This is a genomic window from Kibdelosporangium banguiense (assembly GCF_017876405.1).
Classification (GTDB): domain Bacteria; phylum Actinomycetota; class Actinomycetes; order Mycobacteriales; family Pseudonocardiaceae; genus Kibdelosporangium; species Kibdelosporangium banguiense.
In genome coordinates this window covers 6,225,269-6,245,952 of the sequence record NZ_JAGINW010000001.1, presented here as the reverse complement: position 1 = coordinate 6,245,952, position 20,684 = coordinate 6,225,269, and the positions used below count along the sequence as shown (strand labels likewise).

The 20,684-nt window shown below is 67.4% G+C and carries 13 protein-coding genes and 1 pseudogene; 3 read left to right on the top strand and 11 right to left on the bottom strand.

Going from position 1 to position 20,684, the window contains the following annotated elements; translation table 11 throughout:
• Positions 1 to 165: 165 nt before the first annotated feature.
• Together JOF56_RS29380 and JOF56_RS29375 are read right to left on the bottom strand one after the other, a co-directional pair.
• Positions 166 to 1,833 (bottom strand): AMP-binding protein, encoded by a 1,668-nt coding sequence (locus JOF56_RS29380; RefSeq protein WP_307855309.1) that lies wholly within the window; start codon positions 1,831 to 1,833, stop codon positions 166 to 168.
• Between the two features lie 8 nt (positions 1,834 to 1,841).
• Positions 1,842 to 2,666 (bottom strand): crotonase/enoyl-CoA hydratase family protein, encoded by an 825-nt coding sequence (locus tag JOF56_RS29375; protein WP_209642719.1) that lies wholly within the window; start codon positions 2,664 to 2,666, stop codon positions 1,842 to 1,844.
• Positions 2,667 to 2,870: 204 nt separating this feature from the next.
• On the opposite strand from JOF56_RS29375, the gene JOF56_RS29370 reads away from it, so the two are divergent.
• The 3 genes from JOF56_RS29370 (at position 2,871) to JOF56_RS29360 (ending at position 7,250) form a co-directional block, all read left to right on the top strand.
• A complete protein-coding gene (locus JOF56_RS29370; protein ID WP_209642718.1) occupies positions 2,871 to 3,047 on the top strand; it encodes a hypothetical protein in 177 nt (58 codons plus the stop codon).
• Positions 3,048 to 3,067: 20 nt separating this feature from the next.
• On the top strand, positions 3,068 to 3,427 hold the full coding sequence (locus JOF56_RS29365) for a DUF8711 family protein (protein ID WP_209642717.1): 360 nt from the start codon (positions 3,068 to 3,070) through the stop codon (positions 3,425 to 3,427).
• A 94-nt stretch (positions 3,428 to 3,521) separates the two neighbouring features.
• Positions 3,522 to 7,250, top strand: a complete 3,729-nt coding sequence (locus tag JOF56_RS29360; protein WP_209642716.1) for a patatin-like protein — start codon at positions 3,522 to 3,524, stop codon at positions 7,248 to 7,250.
• Between the two features lie 64 nt (positions 7,251 to 7,314).
• On the opposite strand, the gene JOF56_RS29355 is transcribed toward JOF56_RS29360, so the two are convergent.
• The 9 genes and pseudogenes from JOF56_RS29355 to JOF56_RS29315 all read right to left on the bottom strand — a co-directional run bounded on the left by JOF56_RS29355 (position 7,315) and on the right by JOF56_RS29315 (position 20,467).
• On the bottom strand, positions 7,315 to 8,160 hold the full coding sequence (locus tag JOF56_RS29355; RefSeq protein WP_209642715.1) for a sugar phosphate isomerase/epimerase family protein: 846 nt from the start codon (positions 8,158 to 8,160) through the stop codon (positions 7,315 to 7,317).
• A 10-nt stretch (positions 8,161 to 8,170) separates the two neighbouring features.
• Positions 8,171 to 9,178: a sugar phosphate isomerase/epimerase family protein gene (locus JOF56_RS29350; RefSeq protein WP_209642714.1), complete on the bottom strand. Its 1,008-nt coding sequence runs from the start codon at positions 9,176 to 9,178 to the stop codon at positions 8,171 to 8,173.
• Between the two features lie 6 nt (positions 9,179 to 9,184).
• On the bottom strand, positions 9,185 to 10,582 hold the full coding sequence (locus JOF56_RS29345; RefSeq protein WP_209642713.1) for an alkaline phosphatase family protein: 1,398 nt from the start codon (positions 10,580 to 10,582) through the stop codon (positions 9,185 to 9,187).
• Positions 10,579 to 11,652: a metabolite traffic protein EboE gene (eboE, locus tag JOF56_RS29340; RefSeq protein ID WP_209642712.1), complete on the bottom strand. Its 1,074-nt coding sequence runs from the start codon at positions 11,650 to 11,652 to the stop codon at positions 10,579 to 10,581. Before eboE ends, JOF56_RS29345 begins: the two co-directional genes overlap by 4 nt.
• Positions 11,649 to 12,512, bottom strand: coding sequence for a TatD family hydrolase (locus JOF56_RS29335; RefSeq protein WP_209642711.1), 864 nt, complete (start codon positions 12,510 to 12,512; stop codon positions 11,649 to 11,651). Before JOF56_RS29335 ends, eboE begins: the two co-directional genes overlap by 4 nt.
• Positions 12,512 to 13,948: pseudogene (locus JOF56_RS29330) on the bottom strand (EboA domain-containing protein). Before JOF56_RS29330 ends, JOF56_RS29335 begins: the two are co-directional and overlap by 1 nt.
• Positions 13,945 to 14,784: an SCO3242 family prenyltransferase gene (locus JOF56_RS29325; protein WP_209648554.1), complete on the bottom strand. Its 840-nt coding sequence runs from the start codon at positions 14,782 to 14,784 to the stop codon at positions 13,945 to 13,947. Before JOF56_RS29325 ends, JOF56_RS29330 begins: the two are co-directional and overlap by 4 nt.
• The gene (locus tag JOF56_RS29320) at positions 14,781 to 15,929 is read right to left on the bottom strand and encodes an inositol-3-phosphate synthase (protein WP_209642710.1); all 1,149 of its coding nucleotides are present in this window, start codon (positions 15,927 to 15,929) and stop codon (positions 14,781 to 14,783) included. Before JOF56_RS29320 ends, JOF56_RS29325 begins: the two co-directional genes overlap by 4 nt.
• Before the next feature lie 65 nt (positions 15,930 to 15,994).
• A complete protein-coding gene (locus tag JOF56_RS29315; RefSeq protein WP_209642709.1) occupies positions 15,995 to 20,467 on the bottom strand; it encodes a ThuA domain-containing protein in 4,473 nt (1,490 codons plus the stop codon).
• Positions 20,468 to 20,684: the final 217 nt, after the last annotated feature.

The following is a 20,684-nucleotide window of genomic DNA, read 5'->3' as shown; positions in this document are numbered from 1 at the left end:
GTTCCTTAGGGATGCTAATCAATATGGTTGCTTAGAGCAACTATATTGAGTCCGATGTGACCCTGCAGACGAAACAAGCCGCCGCAGTGCAGCCAGGGGGTGCCCCCAATGCCACATTGGTGGCATCAGATGTCCCCAATGTGGCATTGGGGACACTCGAGGTAGTCAGCCCCGCAGGTCGTCGTCGGTGTACTCGCCGGAGACCTGGGCGGCCGGGTCGTTGTGGACCTCGTTCTCCCGGCCGCGCAGTTCGACGCGGCGGATCTTGCCGGAGATCGTCTTGGGCAGCTCGGCGAACTCCAGGCGGCGGATTCGCTTGTACGGGGCCAGGTTCTCGCGGGCGAAGGCGAGGATTTCCCGGGCGGTCTCGACTGAGGGGGAATAACCCGCGGCGAGCACGACATATGCTTTCGGGACTGCGAGCCGGAGTGGATCCGGCGAAGGAACCACGGCGGCCTCGGCCACGGCCGGGTGTTCGATCAGCACGCTTTCCAGTTCGAACGGCGAGATCCGGTAGTCCGAGGCCTTGAACACGTCGTCCGCGCGCCCGACATACGTTATGTACCCGTCGGAATCGCGGGCTCCGACGTCGCCGGTGTGGTAGTAGCCGTCGCGCATGACTTCGGCGGTGCGCTCGTCATCGTCCGCGTAGCCGGTCATCAGGCCGACCGGACGGTCCGCAAGGGACAGACAGATCTCACCCTCCTCCCCTGCCTCGCCGGTCACCGGGTCCACCAAAGCCACTGTGAAACCTGGCAAAGCCCGGCCCATGGAACCCGGTTTGACGGTCTGACTGGGAGTGTTGGCGACCTGGACGCTGGTTTCGGTCTGGCCGAAGCCGTCCCGGATCGTCACGCCCCAGCCTTTGCGGACCTGTTCGATCACCTCGGGGTTCAGCGGCTCGCCCGCGCCGACCACTTTGCGCGGCGGATTGGCCAGCTGGGACAGGTCCGCCTGGATGAGCATGCGCCAAACAGTTGGCGGAGCACAGAAGGAGGTCACGCCGCATCGGTCCATCTGGGACATCAGGGCTACCGCGTCGAAGCGCGTGTAGTTGTAGATGAACACGCACGCGCCCGCGTTCCATGGCGCGAAGACGTTGCTCCACGCGTGTTTCGCCCAGCCTGGCGAGGAGATGTTCAGGTGGACGTCACCCGGCTCCAGGCCGATCCAGTACATCGTGGACAGATGCCCGATCGGGTAGCTGGCGTGCGTGTGCCGCACCAGCTTCGGCTTCGCCGTTGTGCCGGAGGTGAAGTACAGCAACAAGGTGTCGTCAGCCGCAGTGGGCCCGTCCGGCTCGAAGGTCGTGGAGCCGTCGGCCGAAGCGTACGACAGCCAGCCGGAAACAGGCTCACCGACGGCGATCCGCGTGTAGTCGCCAGGTACCGAGGCGAACTTCGAGGCGTCGGCTGAACGCGCGATGACGTGCTTGACCACGCCACGATCGACGCGGTCGCGCAGGTCCTCCGGGCCGAGCAGGGTCGACGCCGGAATGATCACCGCGCCGAGCTTCATCGCCGCGAGGATCACCTCCCAGAGCTCGCCCTGGTTGCCCAGCATCAGGATCAGCCGGTCACCACGCGCCACACCCGCCGCGCGCAGCCAGTTCGCCACCAGGCTGGACCGGGCCGAGAGCTCGCCGAAGGTCCACTTCCGCTCGATGCCGTCCTCTTCGGCTATCCACAGGGCCAGCTCGTCGGCGGGCAGTGTGTCGAACCAGTCGAGCGCCCAGTTGAACTGCCCGGGCGCGGGCCATCGGAAGTCCCGGCAGGCCGTGTCGTAGTCGTCCCGGTGGGCCAGCAGGAAGTCACGAGCGCTCTGGAAGTTCACAGCCGTGATTATTCTCCGGTGAACTCCGGATCGCGACGTGCCAGGAACGCCTGGACCGCTTCACCCAGGTCCTTGCTGGGCAGGAACGCCGAATTCCACACCGAGACGTACCGCAGGCCCTCCGCGACGCGGGGCGCGCGGTCGTGGTCGAGCACGTCCTTGGTGCCCTGCACGACCAGCGGCGGGTTCTTGGCGATGTCGGCCGCGAGCGTCCGCGCCGCCTCCAGGACCGCTTCCTGGTCCGGGTAGACGTCGTTGACCAGGCCGATCTTCTCCGCCCGGGCCGCGTCGATGTCCTTGCCGGTGTACGCCAGCTCGCGCAGGTGCCCCTCGCCGATGATCCCGCTGAGCCGCTGCAGGCTGCCGATGTCCGCGACGATCGCGACCTTGACCTCACGCACGCTGAACTTGGCGTCCGCCGAGGCCAGCCGGATGTCCGCGGCCGAGATCAGATCCACGCCACCGCCGATGCACCAGCCCGAGACGGCCGCGACGACCGGTTTGCGGCAGTCGGCGACCGCGGTGACCGAGTCCTGCATTTCGCGCACCTTGTCGAGGAACTTCGTGCGGGGCCCGGCCAGTGCCTCACCGGCGAGCATGTCCGACCAGCTGCCCATCATCGCGGGCAGGTCCAGGCCGTAGGAGAAATGCTTGCCGCTGCCGGTCAGCACGACCGCGCGGACAGCCGGGTCGGCGTCCAGCTCGCGGAACACGATCGGCAGCTCGCGCCAGAAGTCCGGGCCCATCGCGTTGCCCTTGCCCGGTCCGAGCAGCGTCACCTCGGCGACGTGACCGGACTGCTTCACCTGGAGCGATACGAGGTTGTCAGCCATGGCCACATCATGGCCTACCGACCGGTAACAAAGCCAATGCCACTTCCGGGACCGGCATGTTCATCCGAACGACGGCCGGAATCACCACTTTGGGTAGGCATTTCCGAAACACGCGGATCGCCCAGTCGTGTCCGGTCGCTGCATGAGACCGTTGCATGACCAAACATGTCCGCGCACACCCCCGCATCCAGAGGAGGGCCCGACTTGGCACAACAGCGCCCGATGTCGACGCCGATCTTCGACGAGCTGCTGCGCGAGTTCTCGATCCGGATGGAGGAGCAGCGCGGCGCCCCGCTGGACCAGCCCGAACCAGCCGCCGCCCAGGTGACGCCCCAGGCCGGGCAGTCCAACCAGGCCGTGCACCGCCACCGCGCCGACTGAACGCCGGTAAGCTGAAACCCATGTCACGCCGTCTCGCGCCGGTCGCTGCCGTCCTTGTCGCGCTGGCCCTGACGAGCGCCTGCGAACAGGCGAAATCCCTGGGAGACAAGGCGTCCGCGTGTGCCGAGGCGCTGGGGCTGGCCACCCTGGTCCCCAGCCCGGACCCGGAGAAGACCAAGCAGGAGGCCGCCGCCAAGGCCGCCAAACTCCAGCAGCTGGCCGCCGACACGCAGGACGGCAACGTCAAGGGCGCCCTCGGCGCGCTGGCCGGAGAGTACGTCGAGATCAGCAAGAAGAATCTCAGCGAGCTCGAGAACGCCGCGAACTGGGCCGCGGGCCTGGCCAGAACCCAGGAAAGCGTTCGCAAGATCTGCCTTTAGGCCGTTCAGAGCATCACGGATGGGTGACGATGCGTAACCGCGTCGTTCCTGGTTCCGATCATTGACTGATTGGCTGTGTGCGGGGAGGCACGTGATGACGGATGAGTACGACCCCACCTGGGAAGAGGTCCGGTTCGCCGTGGTGCTCAACGGCGGTGTCAGCCTCGCGGTGTGGATGGGCGGCGTGGTCCTCGAACTGGACCGGCTGACCAGGGCGAACGACGGCTACAAGCACCTGCTGCGGCTGGTCGGCGCGACCGCCAGAGCCGACGTGATCAGCGGGACGTCGGCGGGTGGCATCAACGGCGCCGCGCTGGCGCTGGCGCAGATCAACCCGAGGGCGGATCTCAACAGCCTGCGTGAGCTCTGGGCCGAGCAGGGCCGGATGGATCTGTTGCTGCGGACGCCTTTCAAAGGCGCGCCGGTGTCGCTGCTGAAGGGCGACGAGTTCTTCCTGCCCCGCCTGGAAGACGCCATGCGCAGGCTGACCGCCCGGTACGAGCCGCGAGACGTGCGCGACCGGCCGATGGACCTGCGGATCACCACAACGTTGTTGCAGGGCACCACCCGCAACACCACCGACGCGCTCGGCCAGCGCCTGACCCAGAACATCCACCAGGGTTCGTTCCGGTTCCGCCGGGACGACGAACGCGACCACTTCACCGAGAAGGGCGGCCTGCCACCGGAACTGACGCACCAGCTGGCGCTCGCGGCCCGGTCGTCGGCGTCGTTCCCGGTCGCGTTCGAGCCGTCGTACGTGCCGCTCGGCGCCGGCTCGCCGATGCGGGAAGTCGCGTCCTGGGCGGACAAGCGGGCCGATCGCTCGCAGTACGTCGTCGACGGTGGCGCGCTGGTCAACACACCGACCCAGGAAGCGCTGGAAGCGATCGACCAGATGCCCGCGGAGGGGCCGACCCGTCGCGTGATGCTGCTGGTGTTCCCGCACGCCGCGGCGGCCGGGTCTGATCTGCCCGCGCAGACCACGGCCGACCAGCCGAGCGTGCTGGCCACAGTCCGCGCGATCATGCGCGCGCAGTCCAGCCAGAGCAACCGTACGTTCGTTGACGAGATCGAGCAGTACAACCGGGGTGCCGGTGCGCGCCGCGGTGGCCGGAACGCTTTGCTCACCAGCCTTTCCTCGTCCGGCGATCCGGTTGCCAAACGTTTGTACGCGCTTGTCGAGACGCTGTACCCGCACTACCGGGACATCCGGCTGCGGCGAGCGGCCCGCAAACTGGCCGAGCGCCAGATGATCGCCCGAGCCCAGAACGGCCAGGCCGATCCCGCCGGCGAGGCGTGGTCGTTCGAACGGATCCGTGACGCGGTGGAAGTCGCGCACCGCAAGTGGCTTGAGGACCACCCGGCGCTGCCGTACGTACCGGCCAATCCCCCGGTCCCCGGCATCACGGAGATGGGCGAATCGGGCTGGCCGTGGGACATCACGACCTGCGAGCGGCTCGCAGCGTCCGCATTGGACATGCTCAAGCGCCTGGTGTGGGTGCTGCCCAAGGGTTCCGACATCCAGAAGATCCACAGTGCCCGCGCGGCCGTGCACTCCGCCCGCGCGCAGATGCGCCGGATGCGGCTGGCGATGCACAAGAAGTGGGAGGAAGAGCCAGTCGACTCGCCGGACGGCGAATGCTGGGAGCACCGGCTGACCGAGTACAACGCGCAGATGACCGGCGAGCAGGGCACGAAGGTACGCGACCTGGTCCTGCACGTCGCGGAGGCGTTCGGCGCGGGTGCCCAGGTGCTGGCGCCCGCTCCCGCCCAACGCGACCCGCATCTGAAGGCGTGGCAGGACTTCGCCGTACTGTCCGATGAGGACCCTGACGCGAGCCTGCCGGACGCCTACCGGTGGATGTCGCGGTTGCTGGCGCTGGAGGTCTCGACCACGTGCCTGGCCGACGAGTCGGAGGCCCCGGAGGAGCAGTTGGTCGAACTGGCCCAGATCAGCCTGCAGACCGAGAACGCGTTCGCGCGCTACAGCATCACGCCCGACGACAAGGCCGGCGGCTACTCGCTGTCGCGCTTTTCCGGTTTCCTCAAGCGATCCTGGCGCGCCAACGACTGGATCTGGGGCCGGATGGACGCGGCCAGCATGCTGTGCCGTGTTCTGCTCGACCCCGCCCGGATCCGCCGCGCGGTCGACCTGGCCGGCCTGCTCGGCCAAGACCCGCAAACGCTGGCCCGCAAGGTCATCGACGACCTGGTCACGGCGATGTTCGGCGAACTGCCCCGCCACGACCGGATCGAGCAGTGCCGCGACGAGGCAGTCGGCGAACTCGTGCACGCCTTCAAAGCCAAGCCCGGCGAGGCGTTGCCGGCGACCTGCCCGTCACTGGCCGAACTGGTCGGCTGGTCGATGCACATCCGGATCGTCATCGAGGAACTGCCCGAGCTGCGGCGCGCGATCGCGGCGGACGCCGTCGACGGCGCGAACGTCCGCTCCAACGGTGAACGTTTTGTCAAGCAGTACGCCAAACTGCTCGACGACCTGGAGGAACTCCCACCAGGCCAGCCGCTCACGCCCGAGATCGTCGAGAAGGGCCTGCGTGCCCTGGAAGCGTTCGACCGGGCCGGGGTCGGTCGCGAACCGCTCGGCGAGGAAGCCGCGAGCGACCAGATGATCCGCACGGTCGCCACAGCCGCGGCCACCGCGATCACACTCGCGGACAGCCCTCAGCTCGGCGTCAAGGCCGCCCGCCCGGTGACCCGGTCCTTGCGTGGCCTGACATTGCTGCCGTACTGGACGATCCTCGGCCTGACCCGAGGAGGCCGGACTGCCCGGTTCCTGGGCCAGTTCGGTCTCGCGGTCGGCGGGCTGCTGCTCGTGCTGGCGATGTTCGGCGCGCTGCCCGAGTGGGGTGAGACGCCCGGTGCGGCCTTCGGTGGCGCGGCTTTGCTGGCCGCCTTCGGCTACAGCGCTGTCCGGACCGGAAGCCTGGTGCACGGCCTGGTGTTGTTGTCACCTGTTGTCCCGCTGGTGGCCTATGGCGTGACAAGAACCGGATCAGTCCAAACAGGACACGGTCTGGCCGGCCTGATCGGCGTCGGCCTCTTCGTCGCCGCCCTGTTGTTGCTGGGCAGCCTGCCAGGCACAGGCCTCACGCCGATGGGCAGCGCGGGCAAGGTGATCACCGGATTCCCGGGCTGGTTGAAGTCCGGCAAATGGATCGGCCCGCTGGTCGCCCTCGCGGTGGCCGGAACAGGCGTGCTGATCTGGCAGTCTGGGATACTGGGCTTCCTCGACGACAACCGGCCGGTACTGCTGATCGCCACAGGCGCGGTCCTGCTCCTGGCCGCGGTACTGAGCTACTTCGGCGGCCGGGGCCTGCGAACCTGGCACCGGCACCCGGAGAAAGGCTGGATCGACCCAGCGACAAGGGATCCAGCAGCGGCAGCCGCGGGATGGGCCGTGGTGTACGGCTTCCTCTACGTGGCGATCGCGATCGGGCTGTCGTTCACCGCGCCGGCAACCCCGTTCGCCAAGTCCTGGTGGGCCGCCTCACCATGGTGGGCAGCCGCCGCGATGGCCACCGCAATCGCTTTCGCCGCAATACTCCTGCTGGTGGTCCCGTGGTACGTCCCCTGGCGAGCCCGGGCCGCGATCTACAAAAAGCTGCTCGACGAGGCCACACCCCTGCTCTACGTCGACTGCGGGAACAAGACCAAGACCGCCGAACGCCTCTGCGAACGCCTGGAGGCACACGGCATCGTCTGCCTCGGCCTGGCCCAGCGCCCCAACACCGACGACGAGTTCAAGCTGACTCCCACAGGACGCCGCCTGGCGGCCCGCATCCACAAGAGGCTCAACGCGTGATCACCCCAGCGGTCCAGATGAAACCGGTGGGCGGCCGCACTTGGCGACCGCCCACCAGGGCTGGTCAGAACCTGAGGTTGGCCAGGTATTTGTAGCCGGTCTGGGCGAACTTGATCGGGTCGGTCGGTTGGTCGTGCTCGATGATGTATTCCTGGATGCCCGCGTGCCAGGTGCGGCGGAAGATGTTGCCGAAGTCGATGGCGCCTTCGCCCGGGTCGACCATGCGGCCGTCTTTTGTGCGGTCCTTCACGTGGTACTGCAGGACGCGGGGGTACGTCTTGTAGACCTCGCGGACTGGGTCCGCGCCACCGGTGACCACCCAGAACAGGTCGTCTTCGAGGTGGACGTTCAGCCCGGTCGTGTTGGCGGTGAGCACGTCGTACGGCCGCTGGTTCTGCAGGGTGCGGAACTCGTGGTCGTGGTTGTGGTAGCCCAGGTGCATGCCGGCCTTGCGGATGGCCACGCCCGCGGCCTCCAGGCGGCCGGCGAACGACTTGTACTCCGCGATCGTGGCGAAGTTGGAGTACGGGTGGACGATCTTCTGGTTGCCGAGGATCCTGGCGTCCTCGATCACCTTGTTGATGTCGGCGCCGTCGATGCCGACGTGGCTGGAGGACGCCGAGAGGTGGTTGCGGTCCAAAAGGGACTTGAATTCGGTCGCGCTGTACCCGTATGTCCCGGCCAGCTCCACCTTGCGGAAACCGATGTCCGCCAGCGCCGAGAGCGTTCCCGGCGCGTCGGCCTGCAACAGTGTGCGCAGGGAGTAGAGCTGGACGCCGATGGCGTTGAGGGGGACACGCAGCGTGCCCCGGCCGACGGCTGCCGCCGTGCCCGGTAACGCCGCGGCGCCCCCCACCGCCAGACCTGCCGCGGCAGCGCCGCGCAACATCGACCTTCTCGACAGTTCCATGGTGATCCCTTCAGGACTTCTTCGAACTGAACGCCGCGTCGAAAGCCGCGGCCGGTGGATCGAAAACCAGCCCCCTGACGAACTTCACCGCCTCTTCGGCACCACGCAGCCGGTCCATGCCGGCGTCCTCCCACTCCACCGAGATCGGCCCGGTGTACTTGATCGCGTTCAGCGCCCGGAACGACTCCTCCCACGGCACATCGCCGTGCCCCGTGGAGACGAAGTCCCAGCCACGCCGGGGATCGGCCCACGCCAGGTGCGAGCCCATCCGGCCGTTGCGCCCGTCGAAGCGCTTCTTGGTGTCCTTGCAGTCCACGTGGTAGATCCGGTCGGCGAAGTCGAGGATGAACCCGACCGGGTCGAGGTCCTGCCAGATGAAGTGCGACGGGTCCCAGTTCAGCCCGAACGCCGGCCGGTTGTCCACCGCGTCCAGGGTCTTGCGCGTGGTCCAGTAGTCGTAGGCGATCTCGGACGGGTGCACCTCGTGGGCGAAGCGCACGCCTTCTTCGTCGAACACGTCCAGGATCGGGTTCCACCGGTCGGCGAAGTCCTGGTAGCCGTCGTCGATGACGTCCTGGGACACCGGCGGGAACATCGCCACGTACTTCCAGATCTTCGACCCGGTGAAGCCGATCACCGTGTCCACGCCCAGTTTCCGGGCCGCGCGGGCGGTGTCGGCGAGCTCCTTGGCCGCGCGCTGGCGCACGCCCTCGGGCTCGCCGTCACCCCAGATCCGCGCCGGGACGATGTTCTGGTGGCGGAAGTCGATCGGGTCGTCGCAGACGGCCTGGCCGACCAGGTGGTTGGAGATCGCCCAGGTCTTGAGGCCGTACTGCTCGAGGATCTTGTGCCGGCCGGCCACGTAGTCCGGTTCGGACAGTGCCCGGTCCACCTCGAAGTGGTCCCCGCCGCAGGCGATCTCCAGCCCATCGTAGCCCCAGCCCGCCGCCAGGCGGCACACCTCTTCGAACGGCAGGTCGGCCCACTGCCCGGTGAACAGCGTGATCGGTCGGCTCATCTTCGCTTATCCCTTCAGCGTTTCAGCGAGAGGCTTGATGTCCTGCAGCCCCAGCAAAAGGTTGCGGACGTCGGTGGCGGCGAGCTTGTCCTTGCCTGGCTCGCGCGGGTCGGAGCAGAGCAGCACCGGGCTGTCCTGCGGGTCGTCGGGCAGCCTGCCGTGCGAGCCTTTGACCATGCTCGCCTCCAGCGGCACCACGTTCATGGCGTAGCGCAGCCCGACCTTCTTCTTCACCAGGTTCAGGCCCGCCTTGGCCTTCACCAACGGGTCGGCCGGGTTGAAGAACAGCTCGGCCGGGTCGTAGCCGGGCTTGCGGTGGATCTCCACGCCACGGGCGAAATCCGGGGCGCGGTCGTCGTTGAGCCAGTAGTAGTAAGTGAACCACGCGTCGGGCTCGGCGACCACCACAAGATCACCGGCACGCGGGTGGTCAAGCTGGTAGCGCGCCTGGGAGACACGGTCGAGCACCATGTCCACCCCGGGCAGGCGTTCCAGCAGCTCCTTGACACGCGGCAGATCGCTGTTGTCCTCGACGTAGACGTGCGCGACCTGGTGGTCGGCGACCGCGAAAGCCCTGGAGACCCACGGGTCCAGGTACTCCATACCGTCCTGTGTGTACACCTCGAGCAGGCCTTCGGCACGCAGCGCCCGGTTGATGTCGATCGGACGACTGGCGTCGGTGATGCCGTACTCGCTCAACGCGACCACAGTCGCACCGGCGGATTGGGCGTCCTGTAGCAGCGGCGCGAGTTCGGCGTCGACCGCACGGGCCGCGACGACGGCCTCCTGCGAACCGGGCCCGAACCGCTGCAGGTCGTAGTCCAGGTGCGGGATGTACGCCAGCAGCATGTCCGGCTTGTGTCCACTGAGGATTCGCCGGGACGCGCCCACGATCCACTTGGTGGACGCGATCGACGCAGTCGGTCCCCAGTACTGGAACAGCGGGAATTCCCCCAGCGCCTCGGTCAGCTCGTCGCGCAGCCGGACCGGCCGGGTGTAGCAGTCCGGCGCTTTGCGGCCGTCCGCGTAGTAGATCGGCCGAGGGGTCACCGTCAGATCAGTGGTCGCACCCATGGCATACCACCAGCACACGTTTGCGGCCTGGTATCCGGGGTTCGCCGCCCGTGCGGTCTCCCAGATCTTCTCGCCACCCACGAGTTTGTTGTGCTGCCGCCAGAGGAACACCTCGCCGAGTTCCCGGAAGTACCAGCCGTTGCCGACAATCCCGTGCTGCGCGGGCATCTGCCCGGTGAGGAACGTCGACTGCGCGCTGCATGTGACCGCGGGCAGAACGGTACCCAGCTCGGCTTTCCAGCCCTGGTCGGCGATCCGCCTGACGTTCGGCATGTGTTCCAGCAGCCGGGGTGTCAGCCCGACGATGTCGATAACAACCAGCGGCTTCATGAAATCTCCTTGCCTGCCCAGGCCAGCTCTGCCGCTATACCGTCTACCAGATCCTGCTGATGCCGTTCGGGCAGTACGTTCCACGTGTAGGTCTCTACTTCGACGGTCCGGTCCGCCGGTACTGCCCGGAGCACCTCGGTGATGACGTCATTGGTGGACGCCAACGGCTTGTCCGGCTGGGCATGCAATGGCACGTGGAAGTGCACCCGCCATGGCCCTTCACCAGGCAATGTCTCCAGCGCCTCGGGCAAGTCGTCGGCCTTGGCCACAGTGCCGTCCGCCGAAAGCTCCCGGACCTGGTGGAGGTACCGGGGTTCGGCGAACTCCCGCAACTCGGCCAATGCCGCCTTCGGCTCGGCCACGTGCAGCGCCGACGACGCCTGGACCTTGACGACTTCCAGCCCGGATTCGGCGATGGACTTGACAGTCTCGCCGGGGTCGGCGAACGACACCGCGAGGTGGCACGTGTCCAGGCACAAACCGATGTATTCAGGGTCGACGCGCGGCGCGAGCCACGCGATCGTGTCGGCGACCGTGTCCAGGATGCAGCCCGGTTCGGGCTCCACCGCCAGTTTCATCACTTTCGAGCAGCCCCGCAAAGCCCGGGTGAGTTCGGCGAGCGCATCGAGGGATGCAGTGTCGTCTGTCTCGGTCCACGGCTCCCGCCAGCCGAGCGGCAGTGTCGAGATGCTGCCGTACGCCACGTCGTCGGACAGGATCTCGTCAAGCACGACGAAGCAGTCCAATGTGTACTGCAAGCGCCTGCGATCGGTCCAACGCGGTTCGTACACCGACAGTTTGACCACGTCCGCATGGAAACCGCCGTACGGGAACGCGTTCATCGTGATCACGCCGAGCCCGCGCGCATCCAGCTCAGCACGGAACTTCTTGCGTGCGAAGGGATCGGCCGCAAGCCCGGCAGCGACATCAGCCGCGAGCCATAAGCCGAGGCCGAGCCGGTCCACGCCCAGCTTCTCACGGACCGGAACGGCGTACGTGTCCAGCTGCTGGAGAATCCCCGGCAGGTCCTCGGCCGGGTGCACGTTCGTGCAGTACCCGAGCCTGCTCACTGGCGCCCGCCCCGGAGCACGGAGTTGCCTTGGAAAGTCTCGGCCGACGCCTCGAAGCCGGGCAGTTCGTCCAGCACGAGCCGGCCGCTCTGGCCGTAGAACTCCACCGGGTTCTGCCAGAGCACCTTGTCCACATCGGACTCGCTGAACCCGGCTTCGAGCATCTGCGTGCCGGTTCGGTAGGTCTTCAACGGGTCCGAGCGGCCCCAGTCGGCCGCGGAGTTCACGAGCACCTTGTCGGTGCCGTACTCCTTGAGGATCGCGACCATCCGGGCCTCGTCCATCTTGGTGTCCGGGTAGATCGAGAAACCCATCCAGCACCCGGATTCCTTGACCACGCCGACAGTCATCTCGTTGAGGTGGTCCACCGCCACGAACTCCGGTGCGATCCCGGATTCCTTGACCACGTCCAGCGTCCGGCGCGTGCCGGCGAGCTTGTCGCGGTGCGGGGTGTGCACCAGGGCAGGCAGTTCGTGCTCGATCGCCAGCTGCATCTGCCGGGCGAAGGCCTCGTCCTCTGCCGGGGTCATCGAGTCGTAGCCGACCTCACCGACCGCGACCACGCCGTCCTTGGCCAGGTAGCGCGGCAGGATGTCGAGCACCGGGGTGCACCGGGGATCGTTGGCCTCCTTGGGGTTCAACGCGATCGTGCAGTGGTGCCGGATGCCGAACTGGGCCGCCCGGAATCTCTCCCAGCCGATCAGCGCGTCGAAGTAGTCGGTGAACGAGCCGACTCCTGTGCGCGGCTGGCCGAGCCAGAACGCGGGTTCGACCAAGGCGCGGACCCCGGCTTCGAACATCGCCTCGTAGTCGTCGGTGGTCCGTGAGGTCATGTGGATGTGCGGGTCGAAGATTCGCATCAGCTGACCTCCAGAAGTCGTTGAGCGTCGGCGGGCACCTCACGGCCCGCCGCCCTGCGTTCGTCGGCGTAGTCGGACACCATCCGCAGCAGTTCGGCGTCGGTGCGGCGCTCGAGATCCGCCACCGCTGCCAGCGGGACGCCGACGAACAAGCACTTCAGCACGCCGTGCCGCCACGCGTGCTGGTCAAGGTTCTTGCCGGCGAACGAGCCGAGCGCGGCCGCGACCAGCCGGATGTCGTTGGCCCGCAACGCGTCGGCCACGAGGTCCAGTCCTGTTTGGATCGCCGATTCGGGCAGCGCGGACAGTCCACGCAGCACGCCACGGCGTTCCGCGTCGTCGCCGTAGCGGTACAACTCGGCGACCTCGGTCGCCAGCGGCTCCGGCTGCATCGCCTCGGCGAGGACTTCGAGCAGACGTGTGCGCGCCAGATCGTCCACAGTGCCGTGGATCAGGCCCTGCGGGTCGATCTCGGGCCGTAGCGGGTCACGGCCGACTTTGCGGCCCACCGCGGGGAAGATCGCTCGGATGGTCTCGGGCTTGGCCCGGACCTTGGCTTCGGCGTCCACCAGCCAGGGATGATCCACTTATCCCACCCTCTCAGCAGACGGCATCGCGGCGGTCAGCGCCGCGAACGCCCGGCGGGCCACGTCAGGCGCGGCGTGGCTGTGCCGCGGCAACTCCACTGCCGCGACTCCCGTGTAACCGATCCCGGCCAGCGCGGCCAGGGTGGCGCTCAGGTCCAGCTGCCCCTCACCGAACTCAAGGTGCTCGTGCACCTTCGGCATCATGTCGTCCAACTGGACGTTCACGATCAGGTCGCCGGCCCGGCGGATGCACTCGGCGGCGTCCACCGGCTCGACGGCGATGCAGTGCCCGACGTCGAGCGTGATGCCGAACATCGCCGGATCGCCCAGCTCCGCACGCAAGGAAAGCGCTTGCTCAAGGTGCTGCACGAACATGCCTGGCTCGGGTTCGAGGCCGATCCGGACCTGCCGCCGGTCCGCCTCCAGCAGCACCTGGGAGATCCCGGAGAGCATCCGCCGGTGCGCGACATCGTTGTCCACATCGGACGGCTTGATCCCCGACCAGTACGAGACCGCGTCGGAGCCCAGATCAGCCGCGATCCGGATGGCCCGCTGCAGGAAGTCGACCCGGATCTCGGTGTCGTCGGACACGAGCGTCGGATGGTGCTTACGCCATGGGTCGAGCAGGAACCGTGCCCCGGTCTCCACCACACTGCGCAACCCCAGCGAGGACAACAGCCGGCCGACGTGATCGACCCGTTCGGCCAGATCGTCGGCGAACGGGTCCAGGTGCTGGTGGTCCAGCGTCAGCGCCACTGAGGTGTACCCGAGGTCGGCGATGATCCGCAACGCGTCGTCGAGGCGGTGGTTGGCGAACCCGTTGGTGCCATACCCCAGATGGAACGTCATGTCGGGCTCACCCGCCTCGCCAGCTTCTTGGCCAGTGGAATCGCCGCGGAGATCACGCTCGCGCCGAGCAGCGACCCGCGACGGGCCGCCAACGCGGCCTGCAGCGGGACCATGCCGTGGATCCCGGCCATGGTCGCCTTACGGACTGTAGGCCCGGACGGGTCCCGCGTCGCGGCGAGTTGGGCGGCGCCGACATTCGCGGCGTACATGCCACCGAAGACCAACGAACCAAGGCGGTGACGCCATGACTGGGCCCGGCCCAGCACTGCGGCCGCTGTGGCCACCGCGGTGCCCGTCAGGGCAGCACGAGCGGTCACATCGGACGCGCCATGCACTTCCCCACGGGACAAAGCCGTCAGCCCGAACGTGTGCCCGGCCATCACGGTGGCCGCCGGCACTGCCGCCCTGGCACCGCCCGCACCGAGCATCACGTCCAGACCACGGCACGCGGCCATCGCGGCCGGCCCAGCCGGAGTGGACTTCAACACCAGGTCGTAGGCCCATACCGCACCGGCCAAGGGCAGCGCTATCCGGAAAGCGCCACCATAGGCGGCGAGCGCCAGCCCGGCCACGGTCAGTCCACCTGCGACTGCAAGCGCTTTCTCGGGGCTGACCCGGCCGGACGGAATCGGGCGTTCCGGGCGTTCGACTGCGTCCAGTTCCCGGTCCGACCAGTCGTTCAACGCCATCCCGGACCAGTAGAACGCCACCGAGGCCAACGGCAGCGCGAGACGTCTGCCACGCAACGGGTTCCCGGCCGCGGCCGCACCCGCGACCGTGTCGCCGAGAACCGACAGCGCCGCGGGCGCCCGCACCAACTCGATGTATGGGTTCACAGCTGGGCCGCCCATTCGGCCAGCATCCGGGTCTGTTCGGCGAACCGGTGCTCGTCAGTGCCCAACGGGTCCTTGAAGAAGAACGCCAGTTCGGACAGCGCCCCGGTCTGGCCGTCCGCGTGCGCGGCACTGACCAGCCGGTGCAGGTCGAGCACGAGCGGCGCGGCCAGCGCGGAGTCATAACCGTCCCAGGTGAACTGCAGGCTCATCTTCGCGCCGAGGAAACCCTCGAACGACACGTAGTCCCAGGCGACCTTGCGCTCGGCCAGGTCCGGGACGTTGTCGATGTGCAGCGGTGCGGTGACCTCGCCGATCAGGTTGTGCAGACCGCGCGCCTTGGACTCAAGCTTGCCCTTGGCCTGCTCGGGGTCGGCCAGGTTCGCGCCGTCCCCGCCGCCGAGCAGGTTCGTGCCGGCCCAGGACCGGACATTCAACGCGCGGGCGGTGAACATGGGCGCCAGCACGGTCCGCAGGAGGGTCTCCCCTGTCTTTCCGTCCGCGCCCGCGTAGGGCACTGCTTTCCGGCGCGCCAGTTCGTCCATCGCCGGCATCTTGATCCCCGGCGACGGGGTGAAGTCCACGTACGGGCAACCGGCCGTCAGCGCGGCGTACGCACCGACCGAGCTCGGCGGCAGAACCGTCCGTTGTGGATCGTTCAGTGCCTGGACCAGCAGGTCGAAGTCCTGGTGTTCCGGCATTGCGGGCACCGGCGGTTCGGTCGATGTAACGTTGACCACAACCACCCGCGCCAAATCGTTGCGGGTACGGAACTCCTCGATGTCGCCGGCCAGCCGCGCGACCGCGTCGGCGAGCGAACCGGTGTGTGTCACCGGGTGATACCCGTCTCGTAACTCGGTGTCCACCGCACGCAGCCCAGGGGCCACGGCGGTGAACACCGAGTGCGGGATAAGGCCGGACTCGGCGAGCTGCTCGGCTCGCTTGTCCAGCGGTATCGACACGATGTCGTGCCCGCCGACGACGATGTCGTCCCACGCCGGCAGCACAGAGTGGTCCATCTCCAGCCGTTCGGTCACACACCCGACCGGCCGGATCAGCCCTGCCCGCAAAGCGAGCAGACCTGTGACCGCAGTGGTCGCGACAGAGCCGCGGGCTCCCATCAGCCACAGTCCGCTTCGTTGCCGCATTGGCCTCATCCCCTATCCCGCGAACGGCCGAGGTGCTCCCGCGTCAAAGAACACCTCGGCCGTGGTCAGCTTCCGGAGCTCGGCCGGGGCAGTACCGCGCTGCCCTCGATCGAGCCGATCACCGCACGGGCGTCCCTGACCAGGGTGGACCGGACGTCCGGATCGGTGACCTTAGCCGGATCATTCGCGAGTTCCACGAACTTTCGCAACTGCTTGACAGCTTTGGCGTCATCGCCGGCCGCCTCGGCCTTGCGGGCCTTGGCCAGCTGGCCGGACAAACTCACATATGCCGCCAGCGGCAGCCGGTTGGTCGCCCGGAAGCGATCGATCAGCTGGTCGATGTCGCGCAGTGACGTCGTGGTCGCGAACGTCAGCCGCTGTTCGGTGCTGTTGCCCGCCTTGTCCAGTGCGACCACGGACAAGGTGTGCACGCCGAGCGGCAGCTGGTAGAGCGCCACCGCACGACCGGATTCCACCGGCGATGAATTGATCTTGCCGGTCACCGACGCGATCCCGGAGGTCGCGTCCTCCGCGTGATAACTGACCACCACGTCCGTGGCATCGCCGTACACACGCCCGTCGGCGACCCCGGACACCAGCAGGGTCGGCTTGGTCGCGTCGATCTTGATCGTCGCGGCCTTGTCCGGCTCCACGTTGCCGTCCTTGTCCACCGACCGGTACAGCAACGTGTGCTGGCCGTCACCGGTGACCACGACAGGCGCCGTGTACTGCGTCCAGGGGCCGTTGTCGAGCTTGTACTCGGTACGTGCCACACCCGACCCGGCGTCGGTCGCGGAGAGCGAAACCGGGACCTGGCCCGGATGCCAGTCGCCAGGGTTGGCGAACTGCGCCACCGTGACCGGCGGCACGGTCTCGATTTCCTTGATCCGGACGTTGCGGAACGAGACGTCGTCGCCGTCACCGTGGTTCTGCAGGCCGATGAAGCCCTGCGTCAGGTCACGGTTCGGGTCGGTGGAAACGAAGTCGTTGATCACGACCCCGTTCAGCGAGACCTGGATGGTCTGCCCGCGAACGACGATCTCGTAGGCGTTCCACTGGCCGGGCGGCTTGAGTGCCGCGTCCCGCTTGGCGATGTCGGCCGACTGGAAGCTGTAGATCGAACCGGTGGTCTTCTCCGGCGCGTCCGTGGCGTCGATCTGGATCTCGTAGCCCTGGTTGACCGCGACCCACGGGTCGTTGCCCGGGTCCGGGTAGCCGACGAAGACACCGGAGTTGTCGTCCCCGTCGACTTTCCAGTCCAGTTTCAGGCTGTAGGCGTTGAACTCCTCTGGGTAGCTGAGCAGGCCCAGACCGCCCTCGGTGAACAGCGTGCAGTCGGGCTTGTGCACGAACCGGCCGGGACCGGACTGCTTCCACTTGCCGAAACTCGCGGCCGTGCCGTCGAACAGGCTGGTGTAGCCCGCTTCAGGCTGCGTCGGCTGGCACGCCGGTGGCTGTGCCACGCCGGTGCCCTCGAACCGCAGAGCGTCCACATCGTACAGACCACCGGTGCCGGTGCCCTGGAAAACCAGGTACAGCGGTTTGGTGCCACCGGGATCCGGGATCGGCTTGACCGGAAGGTCCACGTAGTTGTCGAAACTCCCGGTATTGCTGACCGCGAATGTCTGCAGCAGCGGGCCGTCGGGCGAGCCGGAGCGAACCTCGATCGTGCCGCCCGCACCGCCCGAGGACACCCGCAGGCCCAGACCGGTGATGCCGGTCAGGTTCGTCGGGTTGATGGAGATCCAGTCCCCGGCGTCGATGTAGCCGACCCGTTTGCCACCGCTGGCACCGCTGTGGTCGACGACCTGGATGCCGTTCATCTGGGTGAAGAACTCGGCCTGCTTGAGCTTGGGCTGCAGGACGCTTTCGCCCTCGCCGGTCAGCGCCGGGATCGAACCCTGCGCGTTGTCGGTGTACTGCGCGTTGAGGACGCCGAAGATGTTGGTGTCCTCGCCGTGCCCGTTCTCGCCCGGTGTCTCGATCACGCCCTCACAGCCGAACGCCTCGCTGAGCGGGTGGCCGTGGTTGTCGTGCCCGAGGATGTAACGGACGTGCACCTTGCTGCAGTCGATCTGCCCGTCCTCCGGGTCGGTGACCTTCACCTTGAACGGAACCTTGTCCCCGAAGGCGAAGAAGCCACCGTTGACCGGAGCCTCCACGGTCACCGTCGGCGCGGTGTTGCCCACCGTGATGATCACGTTGGCCGAGCCGACGAGCCCGGTCGAGTCGGTCACCGACAGTTTCGCGATGAACTGGCCGTTCTGCGTGTACGTGTGACTGACCGGTCCGGCGGTGGTCGAGTCGACCGTGCCGTCGTTCTCGAAGTCCCACGCGTAGGTGACCGGCTGACCGTCAGGATCGTTGGTACCGGCCGGATCGAAGTTCACCTGCAGCGGGGCGTGCCCGGATGTCCTGCTGGCCGCCAGTTTCACCACCGGCGTCCGGGTGCCCTTGGTGTAGTCGATCCGGTAGACGGCCGACTCAGCTGAGCCGCCGAAGTAACCGGTGCCGTAGTCCAGCACGTACAACGAGCCGTCCGGGCCGAACTCGATGTTCATCGGCCGGGAGAGTTCCATGGAGTTGAAGAACGGCTTGATGGCACCGCGTTCGCCGTTCGGCCCGACCGTGATCTCCTTGATCCAGCCGCGATCCCACTCGTAGGCGAAGTTCTTCTTGTCGAAGTACGCCGGGAACTTCGTCGGCGACGGGTTCGTCGCGTCGTAGTGGTAGGTCGGGCCACCCATCGGCGACTCGGCACCGTCACCGAATTCCGGCACAGATCCGCCGTCGTAGGGAATCCACGCAGGCTGAACCGGGGGCAGGTCGACCAGGCCGGTGTTGTGCGGGCTCTCGTTTTTCGGTGCCGCACAGTTGAAGGCCGAACCTGACTGGCCGGTCGCGAAGTCGTAGTCGATGAACGGCTGGTTGTCCCCGACGCAGTACGGCCAGCCGTAGTTGCCCGGCTGCTTGATCAGGTTGAACTCCACCGTGCCGCCAGGACCTCGGGCCGGGTTGGCCGCGCCGGCGTCCGGACCGTAGTCACCGAGGTGGATCCAACCGGTCTGCTTGTCCACCGCGAACCGGAACGGGTTGCGGAAGCCCATCGCGTAGATCTCCGGGCGGGTCTTCGCCGTGCCCGGTGCGAACAGGTTGCCCGCCGGGATGGCGTAGCTGCCATCCGCGTTCACCTTGATACGCAGGAGCTTGCCGCGCAGATCGTTGGTGTTGGCCGAGGTGCGCTGGGCGTCGTAGCCCGGGTTGCGGTCGGCGCGCTCGTCGATCGGGGTGAAACCGTCGCTGGCGAACGGGTTCGTGTCGTCACCCGTGCTCATCAGCAGGTTGCCCGCCGCGTCGAAGTCGATCTCGCCGCCGACGTGGCAGCAGAGGCCTCGGGTGGCGGGCGTCTGCAGGATCTTCTGCTCCGAGGCCAGATCCAGCGTCGCGTCGTCGGCCAGCTTGAACCGGGACAACTGGTTGTAGCCGTCGAAGGGCGCGAAGTCCGCGGGTGTGCCGTTGTTCGGCGCGTCACCTGCCGGTGTGTTCAACGGTGGCGCGTAATAGATGTAGACCCACTTGTTGGTCGCGAAGTCCGGGTCGATCGCGACGCCCTGCACGCCGTCCTCGTCATGGTTGTAGACCGGGATCTTGCCGATCAGCTTGGTGATCGCGTCCGGGGTGGTCAGGTAGACCTCGCCGTCGCGGGACGTGTGGATCACCCGGCGGTCGGGCAGCACCGCGAGCGCGATCGGCTCACCGGTCTTCTCCTCGCCCTTGGCCAGCGTGATCTGGTCGAAGTCGGTGTCCACAGGCTGCTGCTCCGGGCCCGGCGAGCAGTTGGCCGGCAGGATCCCGGCGGCGTACTGGATTCCGCCGAGCAGGTGCTTGCGGAAGTTCGCGTCCGCGTAGGACTCCTTGGTGTGGCCGTTGCCCGTGTACCAGGACCGGCCGCGGTTGGTGGTGTGACACCAGGAGATCGGATGGTCACCCATCGCGTCCGCGCCGGGCTGGTAGGTCGTCTCGTCCAATGTGGCGAGGACCTTCACGTTCGCCCGGGGGTTCGCGCGGTAGTTGTACCACTCGTCCGTTCGGACCCACTTGTTCGGCACACCGGCGGTCGACGGGTGCGAGTGGTCCTCGATGTTGACCGTCGCCTGCTGGATCTGCGGGTGCGACTTGAAGTAGGCGCCCACGAGCTGGCCGTACCAGGGCCAGTCGTATTCGGTGTCCGACGCGGCGTGAACGCCCGCGTACCCGCCGCCATCGTTGATGTACCGCTCGAACGCGGCCTGCTGGTCGGCGTTGAGCACGTCACCGGTGGTCGAGAGCCACACCACCGCGGCGTACTGGTCGAGGTTCGCGTCGGTGAAGGCACCCGCGTCCTCGGTGGCGAACACTTCGAAGTTGTTCTGCTGCCCCAGTTGCCGGATAGCGGCGATACCGTCGGCGATCGAGTCGTGACGGAAACCGGCTGTCTTGGAGAACACCAGGACGTGCGGTTGATCAGGGTGCGCGGCGGCCGGCACGGCGGTGGCCATGCCAAGGCCGGTGGTGAGTGCGAGAGCCGCTGCACAGGCTCGCCGGGTTAAGTGTCTGCGCAAAGCTGGGATCTTCGTCGGTCCCACTGGTATTTTCTCCTTGCTCGCGGCGGTTGCCTGACCGTTAGAGAAGGGGAACTCGTTCTCCTTTCGTGAGCGCGAACGCTGCCCGCCACGGGCTGCCACCCAGGCGGGCAGCGTTCACCTGGCCTGTCGC

Bases quoted from the DNA above. Each gene is read 5' to 3' on its own strand.
- JOF56_RS29375 (WP_209642719.1), bottom strand. From the start codon at position 2,666: ATGGCTGACAACCTCGTATCGCTCCAGGTGAAGCAGTCCGGTCACGTC.
- JOF56_RS29365 (WP_209642717.1), top strand. From the start codon at position 3,068: ATGTCACGCCGTCTCGCGCCGGTCGCTGCCGTCCTTGTCGCGCTGGCC.
- JOF56_RS29360 (WP_209642716.1), top strand. From the start codon at position 3,522: ATGACGGATGAGTACGACCCCACCTGGGAAGAGGTCCGGTTCGCCGTG.
- JOF56_RS29355 (WP_209642715.1), bottom strand. From the start codon at position 8,160: ATGGAACTGTCGAGAAGGTCGATGTTGCGCGGCGCTGCCGCGGCAGGT.
- JOF56_RS29350 (WP_209642714.1), bottom strand. From the start codon at position 9,178: ATGAGCCGACCGATCACGCTGTTCACCGGGCAGTGGGCCGACCTGCCG.
- JOF56_RS29345 (WP_209642713.1), bottom strand. From the start codon at position 10,582: ATGAAGCCGCTGGTTGTTATCGACATCGTCGGGCTGACACCCCGGCTG.
- JOF56_RS29335 (WP_209642711.1), bottom strand. From the start codon at position 12,512: ATGCGAATCTTCGACCCGCACATCCACATGACCTCACGGACCACCGAC.
- JOF56_RS29320 (WP_209642710.1), bottom strand. From the start codon at position 15,929: ATGCGGCAACGAAGCGGACTGTGGCTGATGGGAGCCCGCGGCTCTGTC.
- JOF56_RS29315 (WP_209642709.1), bottom strand. From the start codon at position 20,467: ATGGCCACCGCCGTGCCGGCCGCCGCGCACCCTGATCAACCGCACGTC.